At 47.4% G+C, this 16,642-nt stretch carries 17 protein-coding genes; 5 read left to right on the top strand and 12 right to left on the bottom strand.

Going from position 1 to position 16,642, the window contains the following annotated elements:
• Window positions 1-36: 36 nt before the first annotated feature.
• Complete coding sequence (locus ACHFJ9_RS22985; protein WP_170892806.1) at window positions 37-993, bottom strand: DUF2860 domain-containing protein; 957 nt, start codon at window positions 991-993, stop codon at window positions 37-39.
• Window positions 994-1,142: 149 nt separating this feature from the next.
• On the opposite strand from ACHFJ9_RS22985, the gene ACHFJ9_RS22980 reads away from it, so the two are divergent.
• Entirely contained in the window at window positions 1,143-2,021 is an 879-nt protein-coding gene (locus ACHFJ9_RS22980; RefSeq protein WP_046874593.1) for an acyltransferase, read from the top strand.
• Between the two features lie 46 nt (window positions 2,022-2,067).
• Here the strand turns inward: ACHFJ9_RS22980 and ACHFJ9_RS22975 are convergent, their stop codons facing one another.
• The 5 genes from ACHFJ9_RS22975 to ACHFJ9_RS22955 all read right to left on the bottom strand — a co-directional run bounded on the left by ACHFJ9_RS22975 (window position 2,068) and on the right by ACHFJ9_RS22955 (window position 6,080).
• Window positions 2,068-2,670, bottom strand: coding sequence for a thiol:disulfide interchange protein DsbA/DsbL (locus tag ACHFJ9_RS22975; RefSeq protein ID WP_005379036.1), 603 nt, complete (start codon window positions 2,668-2,670; stop codon window positions 2,068-2,070).
• Window positions 2,671-2,704: 34 nt separating this feature from the next.
• On the bottom strand, window positions 2,705-3,691 hold the full coding sequence (locus ACHFJ9_RS22970; RefSeq protein WP_395357488.1) for a serine/threonine protein kinase: 987 nt from the start codon (window positions 3,689-3,691) through the stop codon (window positions 2,705-2,707).
• Window positions 3,692-3,744: 53 nt separating this feature from the next.
• The gene (gene ccoG, locus ACHFJ9_RS22965; RefSeq protein ID WP_046874594.1) at window positions 3,745-5,166 is read right to left on the bottom strand and encodes a cytochrome c oxidase accessory protein CcoG; all 1,422 of its coding nucleotides are present in this window, start codon (window positions 5,164-5,166) and stop codon (window positions 3,745-3,747) included.
• 313 nt (window positions 5,167-5,479) lie between these two features.
• Window positions 5,480-5,746 carry a YihD family protein gene (locus tag ACHFJ9_RS22960; RefSeq protein WP_048625604.1) on the bottom strand — a complete coding sequence of 89 codons (267 nt, stop codon included), beginning with the start codon at window positions 5,744-5,746 and terminating at the stop codon, window positions 5,480-5,482.
• 166 nt (window positions 5,747-5,912) lie between these two features.
• On the bottom strand, window positions 5,913-6,080 hold the full coding sequence (locus ACHFJ9_RS22955) for a hypothetical protein (RefSeq protein ID WP_005379043.1): 168 nt from the start codon (window positions 6,078-6,080) through the stop codon (window positions 5,913-5,915).
• Window positions 6,081-6,376: 296 nt separating this feature from the next.
• Between ACHFJ9_RS22955 and ACHFJ9_RS22950 the strand changes: the two genes are divergently transcribed.
• Together ACHFJ9_RS22950 and trhA are read left to right on the top strand one after the other, a co-directional pair.
• The gene (locus ACHFJ9_RS22950; RefSeq protein WP_253658763.1) at window positions 6,377-7,183 is read left to right on the top strand and encodes a sporulation protein; all 807 of its coding nucleotides are present in this window, start codon (window positions 6,377-6,379) and stop codon (window positions 7,181-7,183) included.
• Between the two features lie 70 nt (window positions 7,184-7,253).
• Window positions 7,254-7,907 carry a PAQR family membrane homeostasis protein TrhA gene (gene trhA, locus ACHFJ9_RS22945; RefSeq protein ID WP_005394044.1) on the top strand — a complete coding sequence of 218 codons (654 nt, stop codon included), beginning with the start codon at window positions 7,254-7,256 and terminating at the stop codon, window positions 7,905-7,907.
• 38 nt (window positions 7,908-7,945) lie between these two features.
• Here trhA and ACHFJ9_RS22940 read toward each other — a convergent pair whose 3' ends face one another.
• The 6 genes from ACHFJ9_RS22940 to def form a co-directional block, all read right to left on the bottom strand.
• The gene (locus ACHFJ9_RS22940; RefSeq protein ID WP_395356410.1) at window positions 7,946-8,530 is read right to left on the bottom strand and encodes a DUF3157 family protein; all 585 of its coding nucleotides are present in this window, start codon (window positions 8,528-8,530) and stop codon (window positions 7,946-7,948) included.
• 25 nt (window positions 8,531-8,555) lie between these two features.
• Window positions 8,556-10,001, bottom strand: a complete 1,446-nt coding sequence (locus ACHFJ9_RS22935) for a TrkH family potassium uptake protein (RefSeq protein WP_006742925.1) — start codon at window positions 9,999-10,001, stop codon at window positions 8,556-8,558.
• A 9-nt stretch (window positions 10,002-10,010) separates the two neighbouring features.
• Window positions 10,011-11,387, bottom strand: a complete 1,377-nt coding sequence (gene trkA / locus ACHFJ9_RS22930; RefSeq protein ID WP_005379062.1) for a Trk system potassium transporter TrkA — start codon at window positions 11,385-11,387, stop codon at window positions 10,011-10,013.
• Window positions 11,388-11,450: 63 nt separating this feature from the next.
• Window positions 11,451-12,734 (bottom strand): 16S rRNA (cytosine(967)-C(5))-methyltransferase RsmB, encoded by a 1,284-nt coding sequence (gene rsmB, locus ACHFJ9_RS22925; RefSeq protein ID WP_025628789.1) that lies wholly within the window; start codon window positions 12,732-12,734, stop codon window positions 11,451-11,453.
• Window positions 12,735-12,814: 80 nt separating this feature from the next.
• On the bottom strand, window positions 12,815-13,762 hold the full coding sequence (gene fmt / locus ACHFJ9_RS22920; protein ID WP_213900055.1) for a methionyl-tRNA formyltransferase: 948 nt from the start codon (window positions 13,760-13,762) through the stop codon (window positions 12,815-12,817).
• Between the two features lie 33 nt (window positions 13,763-13,795).
• Window positions 13,796-14,314 (bottom strand): peptide deformylase, encoded by a 519-nt coding sequence (gene def, locus ACHFJ9_RS22915; protein WP_005379068.1) that lies wholly within the window; start codon window positions 14,312-14,314, stop codon window positions 13,796-13,798.
• A gap of 138 nt (window positions 14,315-14,452) precedes the next feature.
• Between def and ACHFJ9_RS22910 the strand changes: the two genes are divergently transcribed.
• Both ACHFJ9_RS22910 and dprA read left to right on the top strand, forming a co-directional pair.
• Window positions 14,453-15,547 (top strand): LysM peptidoglycan-binding domain-containing protein, encoded by a 1,095-nt coding sequence (locus tag ACHFJ9_RS22910; RefSeq protein ID WP_395356406.1) that lies wholly within the window; start codon window positions 14,453-14,455, stop codon window positions 15,545-15,547.
• Entirely contained in the window at window positions 15,531-16,640 is a 1,110-nt protein-coding gene (dprA, locus tag ACHFJ9_RS22905; protein WP_006742929.1) for a DNA-processing protein DprA, read from the top strand. The genes ACHFJ9_RS22910 and dprA overlap by 17 nt, the downstream gene beginning before the upstream one ends.
• The last annotated feature ends 2 nt before the right edge of the window (window positions 16,641-16,642 follow it).

Raw genomic sequence — 16,642 nt, 5'->3', positions numbered from 1 at the left:
ACAAGTGTTGTAAGTGCCTTGTTGCGATGAAGGACGTTAGAAGGTGTAGTTGAGACCAAGAGACAACAGGTACTCTTTCTCATCATAGAACGTGATATTGGATTCCGTTTGGCTGTAGCCAGCTAAAGAGATGAACGACCAGTTTTGCCAGTCAAATACGTTTTGATATTCATAGGCTGCAAATAGGCTGACGGTGTCGTCATTTCGTGTTTTAGCAAAAGTTTGGCTAGCGGCTTGATAGTCTTTCCATGCATAACCTGCGGTGAGGGCCAACCGATGGCGGTTGATAAATTTAAACCAACTGATGTCAAACCCGTACGAATCAAATGATTCCGCCTTACCGTCGGCATCTTGATTAATGTAGGTAAACGCCGGTTGCAACATGGATGTTTGATTAAGTGAAATCCGATAGTCACCTTTAACGTAGTAAAGGCTCGCATCGCGAGCGAGTGAACGGTCCGTTACTTCTTCTTGCTCGATGTCTTTATCAGCATAAGCGAGATCAAGGTTGAAGTTTTTATCAATCAATCCCTTGATTTGAAAGCGATAGGCATTTCCGTCCACATCCGTTTCTTGACGGGCGATTCCGACTTGATATGGGTTACGCCAAGTTTCGCTTTTGAGCACGGTCGGTAGATAGGAAATATCGAGCACGGTGCCGGATGGCAACTCGTGTTGATAGCCCAACTGAAAAGCGAGTGTACCAACCGCGACATCGGAACGTGTGGTACCCGCGTACACTTGGTGATTGAGTCGGTTACCAAAAGTGTAAGTAATGCTTCCTAGCGGCGCAGCGATAACGGAACTGTCACTATCGGCGCGCTTATCGAGAGAATCGATGGTGTTACTATTTTCCGTATTGAAGTTGGATTCTGATGATACAAATCCGGCATTCAGCGAAATTTCACCGCCAAAACCTGCGGTTTCAGCGAGTTGAGCCTGAGCAGAACTGACGACAAAGGCCAAAGGCAAGAGAATTAGCCTTGGTTTCATTCGTTATCTCCTTATTGTCGAATGAGTGGTGCAAATATTGGTTGAGGTAACAAATCTGACCATTCCCACGCATATTCCAATGTGGCAAAGGCGCAGTATAATTACACGCTGTTTTATTCTTCACACATTATCACTGTTGTTTGACTATCATGTTGGCATATTTGTTATTTTTTTTTAACGCTTCTTTTGTGATTCTCAATTCTGCGCTGTGTTCACTCGCAATTTGTATTATCGCTGTGTTTAAAGTATTGCTTCCAAGCGTGGAGCTAAAAGCGAAAGCGACCGCTTGTGCCAACAAGGTGATGTGGTTATGGGCTACCGTTAATGCGGGCATTCTGGCTGTTTCTAACCGTGTTGACTGGGATGTTCAGGGCGGTGAGGCGCTGAAAAAAGACGGGTGGTATCTGCTGATCAGTAATCATCTCAGTTGGACCGATATTGTGGTGCTTTGCTGCGTGTTTAAAGACCGCATACCTATGCCGAAGTTTTTCCTCAAACAACAACTGTTGTATGTGCCTTTCATTGGGATGGCGTGTTGGGCGCTCGACATGCCATTTATGCGTCGTTATTCGCGAGAGTATCTGATCCGCAACCCGCACAAACGAGGTCAAGATTTAGAGACGACACGTCGCTCGTGCGCCAAGTTCAAACATGCCCCAACCACAGTGGTTAATTATGTCGAAGGCACTCGATTTACCGAAGAAAAACAGCGTAAGAGCAAGACGAGCTACCAATATTTACTGCAACCAAAATCGGGCGGGATCGCATACACGTTAGCGGCAATGGGGGAGCAGTTCGAGAACATTATCGATGTGACTCTGGCGTACCCAGAAAATACAAATAAGCCATTCAAGGATTTATTAATGGGCCGAATGGGCAAGGTTGTTGTGCGTGTGAATGTGTTGCCCGTCGATGAACGAGTGCTTGGTGATTACTTTAACGATAAGCCCTATAAGCGACAATTTCAGCAATGGTTGGGTGATGTGTGGCAAGAAAAAGATCGGTTGCTACAAGAGATTTACAAATAAACAAAAGGGGAGCGATGAGCTCCCCTTTTGATTGATATCGATGCGCTTATTTTAGTGTCAGCAAGTAGTTCACCAGAGAGAAGTACTCATCCATCGTCTTGATGCTTTGTGCTTGAACTAGGTATTTGTTGTTAACGATAACCGCAGGAACGCCGGTTAGACCGCTGTTTTCAAATTGCTTGTCCATACGGCGAACCATGGAATCAACCGCAAAGCCTTTGAATGCAGAATCGAATTTTTTCGCGTCTACACCTTCATCAAGGAAGATTTGACGAAGTTCTTCATCATTACGTGGTGCTTTCTTTAGATTGTGGATGCGGTTAAACATCACTGGCACCATTTTGTCTTCCACTTTTAGTGCAACCATAGTAGCGTAGGCTTTGCTCATTGATGGGCCCATGTTGCCACCCATGAAAGAAACGTGGTTTTTTAATAGCTTAGTACCTTCTGGTAACTGCTTTTTCAGTTGCTGGATAACCGGTTCAAAGCTATTACAGTGTGGGCAGTAGAAAGAGAAAAACTCCGTCACAAGAGGTTTTTTTGATGCCTCAAGATCCAATACTTTGTAATGTTCACCTTCTTTGAATTGCGCTGCATGTGCCGACAGGCTTAGCATCAGCATAGAAAACAGTGCGAACAGTTTTTTCATCGAAATATCTCCATTTTTGAATTTGTGGCCTGACTTACCATTGAGGCATTAAAGACAGCGGTGCTTCTTCTAAAGCGGCGATCTGCTCTTTAAATGCAAGGACCTGACCTTCCCAGTATTTTGGCTCATTAAACCATGGAAAAGCGAGAGGAAACGCAGGGTCATGCCAACGTTTTGCTAGCCATGCCATATAGTGCACCATTCGTAGACCGCGAAGTGGCTCAATTAGTTTCAATTCTGCGGGGTTAAAGTCGCAAAACTCTTGATAAGCCTCTAAAACAATATCCAGCTGCATCAGTTTGTCTTGGCGCTCACCATTAAGCAGCATCCATAAGTCCTGCACAGCAGGGCCGTTACGAGCGTCATCCAAATCAACAAACATAGGGCTATCTCGCCACAAAATGTTGCCTGGGTGGCAATCGCCATGCAGCCGAATGGTATTGAAGCCTTCTTGCCAGTGGCTTTCAATCGATTTGATCAGCATATCCAAGTCATTGAAGAAGCTGTTCTCCAAGTGCATTGGAATCATGTTGGCGTTTTGCAGAATCTCTCTTGGTTGATACAGGTATTCTTGCAATCCAATAGTTGGGCGATGTTGGAAGGCTTGGCGGCTACCCACTTTGTGGATGCGACCGAGGAAACGCCCTACACCTTCGAGCTGATCTAAGTTGTCAACCTCGTACTGGCGACCACCTACGCTCTCAAACAGCGCAAAGGCATAGCCTTGATAGTGATGCAGGGTTTCACCGTTGATGCGCACAGGTGGTGCGACGGGGATTTCGTTGCCAATTAGTTCTAAAGTGAAGTCGTGCTCTTCTTGGATCTGTTCGTTGCTCCAACGTTCAGGGCGGTAAAACTTGACGACATAACGACGACGCTCTTCGTCAGTGAATTGATAAACACGGTTTTCGTAGCTATTGAGGGGAAGAAAGCCTGATTCTGCGCGAACGCCGATGCTTTCTAACGCGTACCACATGAAGTCTGGGGTAAGGGCGTCAAAGTTAAACATGCTTTGGGACATACAAACAAAAAGGCTCATTACTGAGCCTTTTTCCGTTAGTCACTGAAGTAGCGCTATAGTTTTTTAATAAAACGGCTTTCTACTTCAATGGTGAATTCGTTGCTCTTATCGGTGAGTATAAACTGAATTGTCGTAATCGCAGAGTTTAGCTTGTCAGGATCGGCGCCAAGACTCATTGGTAAGTTCAATACCTCACCTGGCTGTACCTGAATTGTCTGCTTACCATACCAGCTTACATCGGATAGCCCTTCAACATCCAACGAGTATTCTTGCACTTGCTGGGTTTTGTTGATTACTTTGAGGGTGTAGGTGTTTTCTACTTCGCCTGAGCTATTTACTCGGAACAGTTGGTTACGGTCGCGAATAACACTCATGCCTGCTGGGTCTACCGCTGCGATTTGGGCAAAGAACAGACCAATCATGACCAGTAGCACAGCTCCATAGCCCAGCAGCTTCGGACGCATGACTTTGGTACTCTTACCCGATAAGCGGTGCTCGGTGGTGTAGCTGATTAGTCCTTTCTCGTAACCCATGCGATCCATGGTGTTGTCACACGCATCAATACAGGCACCACAGTTAATACATTCATATTGTAAGCCGTCACGAATATCGATACCTGTTGGGCACACCTGCACACACAAGTCACAATCAATACAATCCCCCAAACCAAGTTGCTTTGGATCGGCTTTGCGCGGACGTGGACCACGTTTTTCACCACGTTTGGCATCATAGCCAACGATGAAGGTGTCTTTATCAAACATGGCAGACTGGAAGCGCGCGTAAGGACACATGTGAATACACATGATGGAACGCATCCAACCAGCATTACCATAAGTACAAATGGCAAAGAACATGATCCAAAAGACGGGCCAGAAGGTGGCGTTAAAGGTGAAAAAGTCGATAACCAATTGCTTCATTGGTACGAAGTAGCCAACAAAAGTAAAACCAGTGGCGAGCGCAATGGCAAACCAAGCGATATGTTTGACGGTTTTGCGCATCGCTAAATTTGCCGTCAGCTTATTGGAGTCCTGCTTACGACGCTTATTGGCGCTGCCCTCTAGCTTCTCTTCAAACCAGATATACATGAAGGTCCAGACGGTTTGTGGGCAGAGATAGCCACACCAAACTCGACCTAAGAAGGTGGTAATAAAGAACAACCCAAATGCCGCGATCACAAATAGCAAGGCGAGTAGGGTAAGATCTTGCGGATACAACGTGGTACCGAAAAAGTTGAACTGCTGGTTGCCAATATCGAGCAAGATAGCTTGACGTTCACCGTAAGGAATCCACGGTATCAAAGCGAAGAGAAGCAGTAAGAACCAACCACCGTAACGACGCAGTTTCTGGTAAGTCCCTTTGCTTTCGCGTACATAGATGCGATTACTTGGGTTGAACCGATCCCCATTCCCTTTATGAGTCTTAGGGTTGTAGGTTTTAGGAGTCACATCTTTGATATCGATCTTATCCTGACTCATGCACTCATCCTTCTTAGGCTTTTATAATGTACGGCGTCATTTCTATTGATGTCGCTCGATGACATTGCTACTTCGTCCTTATCATAAATCATGACCGGACATAATTATTTTAGTAAATACTGATGAACGGCGATTATACAATCAATAACAATTCCTTTTCTTTAACGCAGTCAACGTTTAACAACAAAAGTCAGTACAGTTAACCTGATAATTGGCTGAACAGTTATAACCAACTGTGGGACTAAAAATTTTAGTTATAAAAAAGCGACTCATTTGAGGGAGTCGCTTAAAGAATACTGGGCTGTTGAACCGGTTATTTGATGATGCCACGAGCGCGCAGAATCGCAGTTTTAAAATCATCTTCTTGGTCTTTCTTAAGACCTGGGATCATTTCGTCTTTGCTGCTGTTACGCATTTTAAGGTGGTAGATCAGCACGTCGTCGGTCAGATCTTCTAGCTTGCCTTCGTAGCCTGCTTCTTTCGCTAGCTTCACGATGAACTGCAGTAGGTTCATTTCTTGGTCTTTATGCCATTCAGGCTCTAGTAGCTCAAGCAGCTCTTCAATGCGATGACACTTCATTTCTTTCTCCACAGAATTTATAGGTGTAATTAGCTGTAAAGGTACCAAATTGCTTTGCGAAGACCAAATAGGAAAAACTATCTATTTCACTGTGTTTTGTTCTAAGTCGTTGAGGTGGTTTGAGTCGTGTGCAAAGAAAAAAGCGCAGCTGGCGCCGCGCTTTTGATTAAGCTGCTTTGATAACTTTGGCCGGAACACTCGACATCATTGCTGTCTTCTCAACCAATGTCATTGCTGGCGCAACTTGCTTTGCCTTTGGTGCAGTAGTAAAGCCACTGCGGCGGCGCATTGCACTAGTATTAGTGTGTGCGAACCTGACTGTTGTTGGGCGCATTAATTTACCTAACTGTCAGGCATATCCATTGCCGATGTAATGGCCTGAATCATTATGAGCTAGGCTCCAACAAGATTGAAGAATCACTCTTCTGGCTCTCGCCAATCCAGTTAATGAATCAGGAATACCGATATGCATGCATATCACGTATAAGATTAGCATCCTTGTAATAATTGGTCGATAGTTGAGCAATTGAATTGTTTAGATTTTGTCATTTTGTCGCGATGATCGAGGCAATTTTTGTTTGATCCCTCGATCAGCAGTAGTAGTATGAGATCTCGACGAAGGAGGTGCCTATGTCATTTTTGAAGAAGACACTTGCCAGTTTTGGGATTGGGAGCGCTAAGGTCGACTCAATCCTAAATCAAGACGTGCTATATCCTGGTCAAAGTGTGGATGTGTCTATCCATGTTTATGGTGGTGCCACTGAACAAGCGATCGACAACATCGATTTAAAACTGTGTTGTCGCTATATCGCGGAAGCTCCTGATGACCGTGGTGCGCGAGAAGGACACAGCATGCGCCGAGTACCTCAGACTCATGTGCTTGCTAAGTGGAGCCTCCCTTATGCGTTTACCATCCATTCCGGCGAAGAGCGTACCTTCGATGTTCAGCTCGATGTGCCTTGGAATACGCCTGTCACCATTGGTGACGCCAAAGTGTGGCTCGAAACCGGCTTGGACGTTGCTGCTGCTTTAGACCCGACCGATAAAGACATCCTCACCGTTCGACCTGATCCACTAATGGATGCGGTGTTATCCGCATTTGAAGCGCAAGGTTTGCGTATTCGCCAAGTGGAGTGTGAGGAAGTAAAAGGGTTCGACCTGCCATTTGTGCAAGAATTTGAGATGGTGCCGACTGACGGGCCATACCATGGCGTGTGGCGTGAGTTAGAATTTGTCGCTCATCGTAGCGAGCGAGAACTCAAATTATGGTTTGAAGTTGACCGCACACGCAAGGGCGAGGGTGGCATGCTCGCAAGCTTACTGGGTAGCGGAAAACTCAAACGAGAGTTGACCATTCCAGCCACGACTAAGCTTGATCAAGTGGGTGAACTTGTACTTAATTATCTCGACCAAACCACGGCCGTTCATGAGTCTTAATTTAGGCTTACACGTGTAAGCCTAATGTGCCATACTAGAGCAAATTTCAAACTCTAGTATAGGCGCATTGATGTCTGAACTGCAGAAACCTCAATACAGTCAACGCGAAGAACTGGCCAATACCATCACTCATGGCATTGGGATGATTTTTGGTATTGTTGGCTTGATACTGCTGCTAATCAAAGCCATAGACCAGCAAGCTGATACGCTGACGCTGGCCAGTATGGCTGTCTATGGTGCGAGTATTATCGTGCTATTTTTGGCTTCGACGCTGTATCACGCAATTCCGCACCCCAACGCCAAACGCTGGCTAAAAACTTTCGATCACTGCGCCATCTATCTGCTCATTGCTGGCAGTTATACGCCTTTTTTGTTGGTGAGTTTACGTACGCCGCTCGCGTTTGGTTTGATGATTGTTATCTGGACCATCGCTCTACTCGGCATCATCATGAAAGTCGCGTTTGTTTACCGATTTAAAAAGCTTTCCTTGATGACGTATTTGGTCATGGGCTGGCTGTCGTTGATTGTGATTTATCAGTTGGCGATCAACTTGGATATTGGCGGACTGACATTACTCGCAGCTGGTGGGATTGTGTATTCACTGGGGGTGATTTTCTACGTTGCGAAGCGTATTCCATTCAATCATGCGATTTGGCACGGCTTCGTTTTAGCGGGTTGTGTGTGTCACTTCTTCGCAATTTATTATTTTGTCGAGCCTATCTAACGGATAGATATGAACTCGACAAAACATGTGTTATCACATTAACGAGTTTTCACTTCTAACACTTTGGCTGAAAACTGGTATTGCTGAGACTGCGGCACTGCCAGTTTGATGCTTTTACCCTGTTCTGCTTGCTTTGGTCGCAGGTAAGTATCCGCCATTCGCTTGATGGATTGCCAAACTGTGACTTTTTCTTTCGCCAGTTGCTGGCCAGACATATCAAATACCTGAACTTCCACTTCAACTTGAATCACCGATTGTGAGCTTTGATTGGTAATGGACGTTGGCAGTACGAGCTCACCATCTTGATAGCTCGCGGAGCCAATCAGTACGTCGACACCAGAGTCAGACAGCTGCATGGTTGGCTTCTTGGAGTTTACCACCACGGTAGTGCCAACAGTTTTCGTCACAACTGGAATTGTCGCAATTGCGGGAGCTGCGATCGTTTCAACCGCATCTGTTGTCGCTTGCGTCTCTGTAGCTTGCTGCGCAGGTTTTTTCATGACGTATTCCCAAGTAAAGTCATCGTTTAACTTCACTTCTCGACCATCGGCTAAAGTGATGACTTCAGCGGCGTATGTGGATGAGGCGGCAAGTAGGGTCGCCAGAGTAATCCATGTTTTCATTGTTATACCTTTTATTTGTGTCTGCTTAACGGCGCCAAAACGCAGGGAAGAACAGTACAAGAATAGTCAGAATTTCCAAGCGGCCCATTAACATGCCAAAGCTCAGGAGCCACTTGGCGGTATCTGGCAGAGGCGCGAAGTTACCCGTTGGTCCAATCACGCTTCCCATACCTGGGCCGACGTTGGCTACCGCAGTGATGGCACCAGAGATGCTCGTGATGGGGTCTAAACCCAGCGCACTCAAGCAACCCGCGATAAAGATGATGGTGATAAAGAACATCAAGCCAAACGCGACCACTGAGCGAACAATATCATCATTCACTGGGCGTTGGTTGTAGCGCTGTACAAACACACCTGAAGGGTGAATCAATTTCATCATCTGTTTGTTCAGCAGTGTCATTGCGATTTGGAAACGGAAGATTTTGATCCCACCAGACGTTGACCCCGAACATGCGCCCGCCATCATTAAGAAGGCAAAAAGAGTTGTGGGTAATGCGCCCCACGCGGTGAAGTCCTCTAAGCCAAAGCCGGTTGTGGTGACGACTGAGACGATATTAAACATCGACACTCGCAGCGCATCCAGAATGGTGTATCCATCTCGAATCACTAACCAGGCTGAAATCACTAAGCTTGAGAACACGAACAGGTACGCGAATCCTCGAACTTGAGCGTCGTTAACCAACACATCAATACGGCGTTTACGTAACGCGGCGATGAAGAGCAAAAATGGCAAGCCACCTAGGAACATAAAGGTGGTTGCTACCCAATGTGCGCCATTAGAGAAGTGGTTCATTGACCCGTCAGATGTAGAGTATCCGCCCGTTGATAGCGTGGTAAAGGCATGGTTGATCGCTTCAAACAGGTTCATGCCTGTGACCAAGTAGCCCACAATGCATAAGCCAGTAAGCATCAAATAAACCGCTACGATGTTTTTGGCGACCGTTTTCGCTCTCGGGCTACTTTTATCCGACCAATCGGATGATTCGGTTTGGAATAGCTTCATACCACCGACATTGAGCATAGGTAGCACTGCTACCGCCATCACGATAAAACCAATGCCACCAAGCCACTGCAAAATAGAGCGCCACAACAAAATACTTGGCGCCATGTTGTCTAGGCCACTGAGCACCGTTGAGCCTGTCGTGGTGATACCCGACATCGTTTCGAAGTAGGCGTCGGTGAAGCTGATGTGGTTGATAAACACAAATGGCAAGGCGGCAAACGCACTCGCGATGGTCCAAACCAAACTGGTGATGAGGAACATATCGCGTACGCTGAGTTTGAACTTGGCGGTTCGACCGATCGTTAGGCAGATGAAGGCGGCAAGGTGCGTGATCACAACGGCTTGGGCGAAATCGAGAAATCCTCCCGTACCAGTGAAGAAAGCGACCAAAGTCGGCACGTACATAAAAAGGGCCAGTTTGGATAAAACCAGCCCGATAACAAATAGTACGGGACGTAAGTTGACCATAGGAAAATCCTAGAGGAAGAATGGACTCGGCTGGAATAGCGCTTCGACGTCTGATACGTATTTTTTGTTGACCAGGAACATCACCACATGGTCATCCTGCTCGATGACCGTACGGTCGTGGGCAATAAGAACTTCTTCGCCACGAACGATAGCACCAATGGTGGTCCCAGGTGGAAGTTTTATATCTCCAATCGCACGTCCAACCACTTTGGATGTACTTTCATCACCGTGAGCGACGGCTTCAATCGCTTCCGCAGCACCGCGGCGAAGTGAGGACACGTTTACGATATCAGCGCGACGAACGTGCGTTAGCAAGGCTGAAATAGTGGCTTGCTGAGGTGAGATTGCTACATCAATTACGCCGCCTTGTACCAGGTCTACATAAGCGCCACGTTGGATCAGCACCATCACTTTTTTAGCGCCCATGCGTTTTGCCAACATTGCAGACATGATGTTGGTTTCATCTTCGTTGGTTAGCGCGATGAAGACGTCGACTTGGTCGATGTTCTCTTCCGAGAGAAGCTCTTGGTCTGCCGCATCACCGCAGAACACGATGGTGTTTTCTAGTTGCTCAGAGAGCTTTTCTGCACGCTGGTAGTTACGCTCAATCAGCTTCACGCTGTAAGTTTGCTCTAGGCGTTTTGCCAAGCTTGCGCCGATGTTACCCCCGCCAACAATCATGATGCGGCGGTACGGTTTTTCTAGACGCTGAAGCTCACTCATCACTGAGCGAATATGATTACTTGCTGCAACGAAGAACACTTCATCGTCGGCTTCAATAATCGTGGTGCCTTGTGGGCGAATCGGGCGACCCTGGCGGAAAATCGCCGCCACACGGGTATCGATGTGCGGCATGTGCTCACGCAAAGCAGACAGCGCATTACCCACCAGCGGGCCACCATAGTAGGCTTTCACCGCCACTAGGCTGACTTTCTGTTCAGCAAAGCTCACCACCTGCAGCGCGCCTGGGTATTGGATCAGACGTTCGATGTAGCTCGTAACGAGTTCTTCTGGTGCGATAAGGTGATCAACAGGAATGGCGCCAGATTTAAACAGGGCTTCTTTTTCTGCCAAGTATTCTGGAGAGCGAATACGCGCAACGCGGTTTGGGGTGTTGAATAGAGTGAACGCGACCTGACAGGCGGCCATGTTGGTTTCATCAGTGTTGGTCACCGCGACGAGCATATCGGCGTCTTGTGCGCCCGCTTCGTGCAGCACGTCTGGGTGGCTCGCATGGCCATTGACCACACGCAGGTCGTATTTGTCCTGCAATTCACGCAGTCGGTCGGCATTATTGTCGACGATGGTGATGTCGTTGTTTTCACCCACTAGGTTTTCTGCCAGTGTGCCGCCAACCTGACCTGCACCAAGAATAATGATCTTCATACTCTTTTCTCGTATCTGAAAAAGGCGATTGAAATCACTCCAATCGCCCTATTTAGCATGCTGTTACGCGTGTGTTTTGGTTAGCACTGCGTAGTAGAAACCATCCATGTCTTCTTCGCCTGGTAGAATTTGACGACCAGGCTGGTCGGGATCAGAATCCAGCAGTTGCGCATCCGCGGTACGTGCTAAAAACGCTTTTACTTGCTCCACGTTTTCTTGCGGTGTGATTGAACAAGTCGCGTAAACCATTGTGCCGCCGGGTTTCAGCTGCGTCCACATGGCATCAAAAATTTCACTTTGCAGCTCTGCTAATGCGGCGATGTCGTCTGCACGACGTAGCCATTTGATGTCTGGGTGACGACGAATCACGCCAGTCGCAGAACATGGGGCATCCAGCAAAATGCGATCAAATTGCTCGCCTTGCCACCATTCTTGTGGATTACGCGCATCACCGCAAACCACTTTTGCCTGAAGGTTGAGACGCTTCAGGTTTTCATGCACACGTTTCAAGCGTGTGTCGTCGCAGTCAATCGCGACCACTTCACTGCCCGACGTGCGCTCTAGAATGTGCGCCGTCTTGCCACCTGGCGCAGCACAGCAATCTAAAATCAGTTCGCCGTCTTGTGGTTTTAGGTAGTTGATCGAGAGCTGCGCCGCCGCATCCTGGACCGAAACCCAACCTTTCTCAAAACCAGGTAGCTTCATCACATCACATGGTGCGGCCAATTTTATGGCGTCCATAGCTTCTGTGTGTGGCGTGCTATCAATGTTTTCATTTTTGAGTAGCGCAAGGTATTCATCACGAGTGTGGTGTTGGTGGTTCACACGCAGCCACATTGGCGCTTTTTGGTTGTTCGCTTCAACAATGCTTTCCCATTGCTGTGGGTATGCCTCTTGCAGCAGTTTTAGTAACCAGCTTGGGTGACCGTACTTGCCAGCGTTGTTGCTGACGGCCATTTGGTCGAGTTCTTCTTGGTTGCGTTGGTAGTTACGCAATACAGCGTTAATCAAACCACGCAGACGAGGACCTTTCAGCTCTTTAGTGCCTTCAACCGTTTCACCGACAGCTGCGTGTGCAGGAATGCGCATGAAGCTCAGTTGGTAAATACCAACCAGAATTAAGTGATGGAATACACGTTGTTTGCCTTTGAGGGGCTTATCCATCAACTGGTTTGCGATCATTTCTAGGCGAGGTAGGTAACGTAGCGCACCGTAACAGATCTCTTGTAACAGAGCGTGGTCACGAGGTCGTACCGTTTGTTGAGCCGCTGGAAGAGCGCTTGAAAGTGAGTGGCCCTTGTCGACGACAAGATACAGGACGTTAGCAGCCGCAGCGCGAACATTCATGATGAGTACCTTAAAGTAAAGGAGGGCATCTCTGCCCTCTAAAAGTTCGTATTATTGGGGATAATAACCCCTAGTATGGCTTAAACCAGCAGAGTGCCCACTTCAAACCAAGCCGCACGCGAATTCAGAATATCCTGAACTGACATGGCTTTTTTGCCAGGAACTTGCAGTTGCTCTAGCACCAGTACGCCGTTGCCTGTCGCAACATAAATACCGGTTTTATCTGCTTGCACGATGGTGCCGGCTGGTTTGTCACTGGTTTGCTCTGCCACACGGCTTTGCCATACTTTGATGCTGTTTTCTGCCGCCTCAAAGTGGCTCATTGGCCATGGGTTAAATGCACGAACGCAGCGCTCAATGTGCGTCGCATCGTCGTTCCAATTGATGCGTGCTTCTTCTTTGCTGAGCTTTTTCGCGTAGTTCGCGAGCTCATCGTCTTGCTTCACTGGCACTGCCTTACCCGCAGCAATGTCTGCTAGGCAGTCAATCAGGGCTTCTGGGCCAAGCTCAGCCAATTTTTCGTACATTGAAGCGCTGGTATCTGTCGCTTCGATTGGCAGCGTGGCAATCTTCAGCATATCACCAGTGTCGAGACCGATATCCATCTGCATGATGGTCACGCCAGTTTCTGCATCGCCCGCCCAAATAGAGCGTTGGATTGGAGCCGCACCACGCCAACGAGGTAGGATAGAACCATGTACGTTGATACAACCCAGTTTAGGGGTATCAAGAACCGCTTGTGGCAGTAGCATACCGTACGCCACGACAACCATGAGATCGGCATTCAGATCGGCAAGTTCTTGTTTCGCTTCGTCGGACTTAAAGCTTTCAGGTTGGTAAACCGGGATGTTGTGTTCTAGCGCCAGTTGTTTTACCGGTGGCGCAGCCAATTTCTTGCCACGACCCGCTGGACGATCTGGGTTTGTGTAAACCGCGATGACTTCATGCTCCGAAGACAACAACGCCGCCAAGTGACGGGCGGCGAAATCCGGAGTACCTGCAAAGACAATACGTAAAGACTGACTCAAGGTAGACTTCCTTCTAATTGGTATGGTTCGAGATTAAGCGTTTTGCTGCTTCTCGTTAAAGCGTTTGATTTTTGCTAGCTTGTCCTGAATGCGTTTGCGTTTCAGTGGCGATAGGTAATCCACGAACAGCTTACCTTGTAAGTGATCAAGCTCGTGTTGAACACAAATCGCTAGCAGGTCGTCGGCTTCGAAGGTGAACTCTTTGCCATCACGATCCAGTGCTTTAACGGTAACTTCTGCAGCGCGAGGCACAAGTGCGCGTGCACCTGGTACCGACAGACAGCCTTCTTCGATGCCATCTTCGCCACGCTTTTCCAGAATCTCAGGGTTGATTAGCACCATCGGCTCATCGCGAGTTTCTGAAATATCAATCACTACGATACGTTTGTGGATATCAACCTGCGTTGCAGCAAGGCCAATACCTTCTTCGTCGTACATGGTTTCAATCATGTCATCGACGATTTTTTGAATCTCAGGCGTCACCGCTTCAACAGGCTTTGCGACTGTGCGCAGGCGATCATCCGGGAATGTTAATACTTGTAATACAGACATATTCACTCGAAATATTGAACTGTGCCGAAACAGCACAAACCTTGTTGGCTCAATTCTAGACATTTTATAGCCTAAATGACAGCATCCTTGCACCAATTTCCATTCTGGTTCCTGCTTAATAGACCAAGGACGAGGGTCATGAATCGAATTTTCCGCAACGTTGCCAGTGTTACGTTGCCGTTACTTTTCTCTTTCAACGCTGTAGCAAGTGTGGATGCGAAACCACTGACTGTTAAAGATGATGCGCCACAAGCATATGTAGTCGTGAAGGGCGATACGCTATGGGATATTTCGGCCATGTACTTGGATAGCCCGTGGTTGTGGCCTCGTTTATGGCAAGTAAACCCGGAAATCGACAACCCTCATTTAATTTATCCCGGAGATAAGCTGTCTTTGGTGTGGATTAACGGTCAGCCCGTGTTGAGCCTAAAACCGGTTAAGAAGCTGAGCCCGAAAGCTCGCATCACAGAAAAGAAAGCCGTACCAACGGTCGCGGAAGGTTTGGTGATGCCTTACCTCAAATCGGATCGGTTGCTAGATAAAGATTCGTTGAACAGAGCAGCAAAAGTGATGGGTAGCAGCAAAGGCAGTAAGTATCTGACTGCAGAAGATGTGCTGTATATCAATGGCAATCAGACCGCGACAGGTTGGGCTATTTACCGACCAGTAGCTACCTTTTCGCGTGACGATGTGTCCGAAGAGATTACCGCGCTGCGTTTGATTGCCAAAGGCGAGCTCGTTGAAGCTTCGAGTGATTATTCAGGTTTGAAGCTTACATCGCAAATGCAAGAAATCCTACGTAACGATATCGCGTTGCCAAATCAATCGGTTGAGAATACTGACTTCACGACTACGTTCTATCCGCTGCCGTCGCCACAAGGCAGTTCTGCAAAGTTGCTAGGTAATATCGAAGGTATTCGCTTTAGTTCAACTAACCAAGTCGTGGTGATTGATAAAGGCACGTCAGACAGTCTGAAACAAGGCAGTGTGTTTGATTTAAAAGAAGACGCGCACCCAGTTTACAAAGACGGCGATGAGTTCAAGAAAGAGTTTGGCGTGCTTGATAAGAAAATTACTCTGCCACAGAGTAAAGTTGGCGAATTGCTTGTGATTCGTCCGTATCAGTACTTTAGCTTGGCACTGATCACTAACAGTACTAAACCCATTAACCAAGATGTTTCGGTGGTGTCACCCTTGGCGAACGAATTAACCATCGATGAATCGACGAAATAACGATGATCTCGCTGCCTGGTTAAAACTGAGTTGTTTACCAGGCATCGGTGGGGTAAAAATGAATAAGCTACTGGCAAGAGACACGCCGCGTAACATCGTAAACTTCTCTCCCGAACAGCTACAACAACTTGGGTTAACAACTAAGCAAATTCAAGCTTGGGCTTCAACAGATAAAGAAGTTGATGCCTGTTTAAGTTGGCTTGAGGCTTCTACAAATCATCATATCCTGACACTGACTGACCCGCTTTATCCACCTCAACTCAAACAAATCGTTGCGCCGCCACCTCTGCTTTTTGTTCAAGGAAATTCTACTTGTCTTTCGCAGCCACAAATAGCAATGGTTGGCAGCCGAAATGCGAGTATTGATGGCTTACAGCATGCACGCCACTTTGCCGCAGAATTTGTTCAGCACGATTTTATTGTCACCAGTGGTCTCGCTTTAGGCATTGATGGCCATGCGCATGATGGTGCGTTGCAAGCAAAAGGTAAGACGATTGCGGTGCTGGGATCTGGCTTAGAAAATATTTATCCGGCACGTCATCGTGGTTTAGCGCAACGTGTTATTGAACATGGGGCTTTGGTGTCTGAATTTCGCCCCAACGCCAAGCCGCGCCCGGAAAACTTCCCGCGTCGAAACCGCATTATTAGCGGATTATCGCTAGGTGTGTTAGTTGTGGAAGCGGCGGAAAGGAGTGGCTCGTTAATTACTGCTCGTTACGCGCTTGAGCAAGGTCGAGAAGTGTTTGCGCTGCCAGCTTCGATAAATGCCCCTAATGCCAGCGGTGGCAACCAGTTGATACGTCATGGTGCTTGCCTCGTAGAAAAGACGAAAGATGTCTTAGATGAAATACAGTCTTTGCTTGATTGGTCTATTAATCAGAGTACCGATTTATTTTCTACGTTAAATGATGAAGAAGAATTGCCATTTCCTCAGCTGTTAGCTAACGTAGGAAGTGAAGCTACACCAGTTGATATTCTTGCAAACAGGACCAATATACCTGTCCAGGAAGTCATGATGCAGCTCTTAGAGTTAGAACTCTCTGGGCATGTCGTTGCGGTTTCAGGTGGCTATATTCGAAAGGGGAGGGGCTAGCT

It is taken from the genome of Vibrio sp. D3 (assembly GCF_043995865.1).
Lineage (GTDB): Bacteria > Pseudomonadota > Gammaproteobacteria > Enterobacterales > Vibrionaceae > Vibrio > Vibrio diabolicus.
This window is presented reverse-complemented; position numbering and strand designations above follow the sequence as displayed.

Coding starts and splice junctions, on each gene's coding strand:
- ACHFJ9_RS22985 (WP_170892806.1), bottom strand. CDS start 993: ATGAAACCAAGGCTAATTCTCTTGCCTTTGGCCTTTGTCGTCAGTTCT.
- ACHFJ9_RS22980 (WP_046874593.1), top strand. CDS start 1,143: ATGTTGGCATATTTGTTATTTTTTTTTAACGCTTCTTTTGTGATTCTC.
- ACHFJ9_RS22975 (WP_005379036.1), bottom strand. CDS start 2,670: ATGAAAAAACTGTTCGCACTGTTTTCTATGCTGATGCTAAGCCTGTCG.
- ACHFJ9_RS22970 (WP_395357488.1), bottom strand. CDS start 3,691: ATGTCCCAAAGCATGTTTAACTTTGACGCCCTTACCCCAGACTTCATG.
- ccoG (WP_046874594.1), bottom strand. CDS start 5,166: ATGAGTCAGGATAAGATCGATATCAAAGATGTGACTCCTAAAACCTAC.
- ACHFJ9_RS22960 (WP_048625604.1), bottom strand. CDS start 5,746: ATGAAGTGTCATCGCATTGAAGAGCTGCTTGAGCTACTAGAGCCTGAA.
- ACHFJ9_RS22955 (WP_005379043.1), bottom strand. CDS start 6,080: ATGCGCCCAACAACAGTCAGGTTCGCACACACTAATACTAGTGCAATG.
- ACHFJ9_RS22950 (WP_253658763.1), top strand. CDS start 6,377: ATGTCATTTTTGAAGAAGACACTTGCCAGTTTTGGGATTGGGAGCGCT.
- trhA (WP_005394044.1), top strand. CDS start 7,254: ATGTCTGAACTGCAGAAACCTCAATACAGTCAACGCGAAGAACTGGCC.
- ACHFJ9_RS22940 (WP_395356410.1), bottom strand. CDS start 8,530: ATGAAAACATGGATTACTCTGGCGACCCTACTTGCCGCCTCATCCACA.
- ACHFJ9_RS22935 (WP_006742925.1), bottom strand. CDS start 10,001: ATGGTCAACTTACGTCCCGTACTATTTGTTATCGGGCTGGTTTTATCC.
- trkA (WP_005379062.1), bottom strand. CDS start 11,387: ATGAAGATCATTATTCTTGGTGCAGGTCAGGTTGGCGGCACACTGGCA.
- rsmB (WP_025628789.1), bottom strand. CDS start 12,734: ATGAATGTTCGCGCTGCGGCTGCTAACGTCCTGTATCTTGTCGTCGAC.
- def (WP_005379068.1), bottom strand. CDS start 14,314: ATGTCTGTATTACAAGTATTAACATTCCCGGATGATCGCCTGCGCACA.
- ACHFJ9_RS22910 (WP_395356406.1), top strand. CDS start 14,453: ATGAATCGAATTTTCCGCAACGTTGCCAGTGTTACGTTGCCGTTACTT.
- dprA (WP_006742929.1), top strand. CDS start 15,531: ATGAATCGACGAAATAACGATGATCTCGCTGCCTGGTTAAAACTGAGT.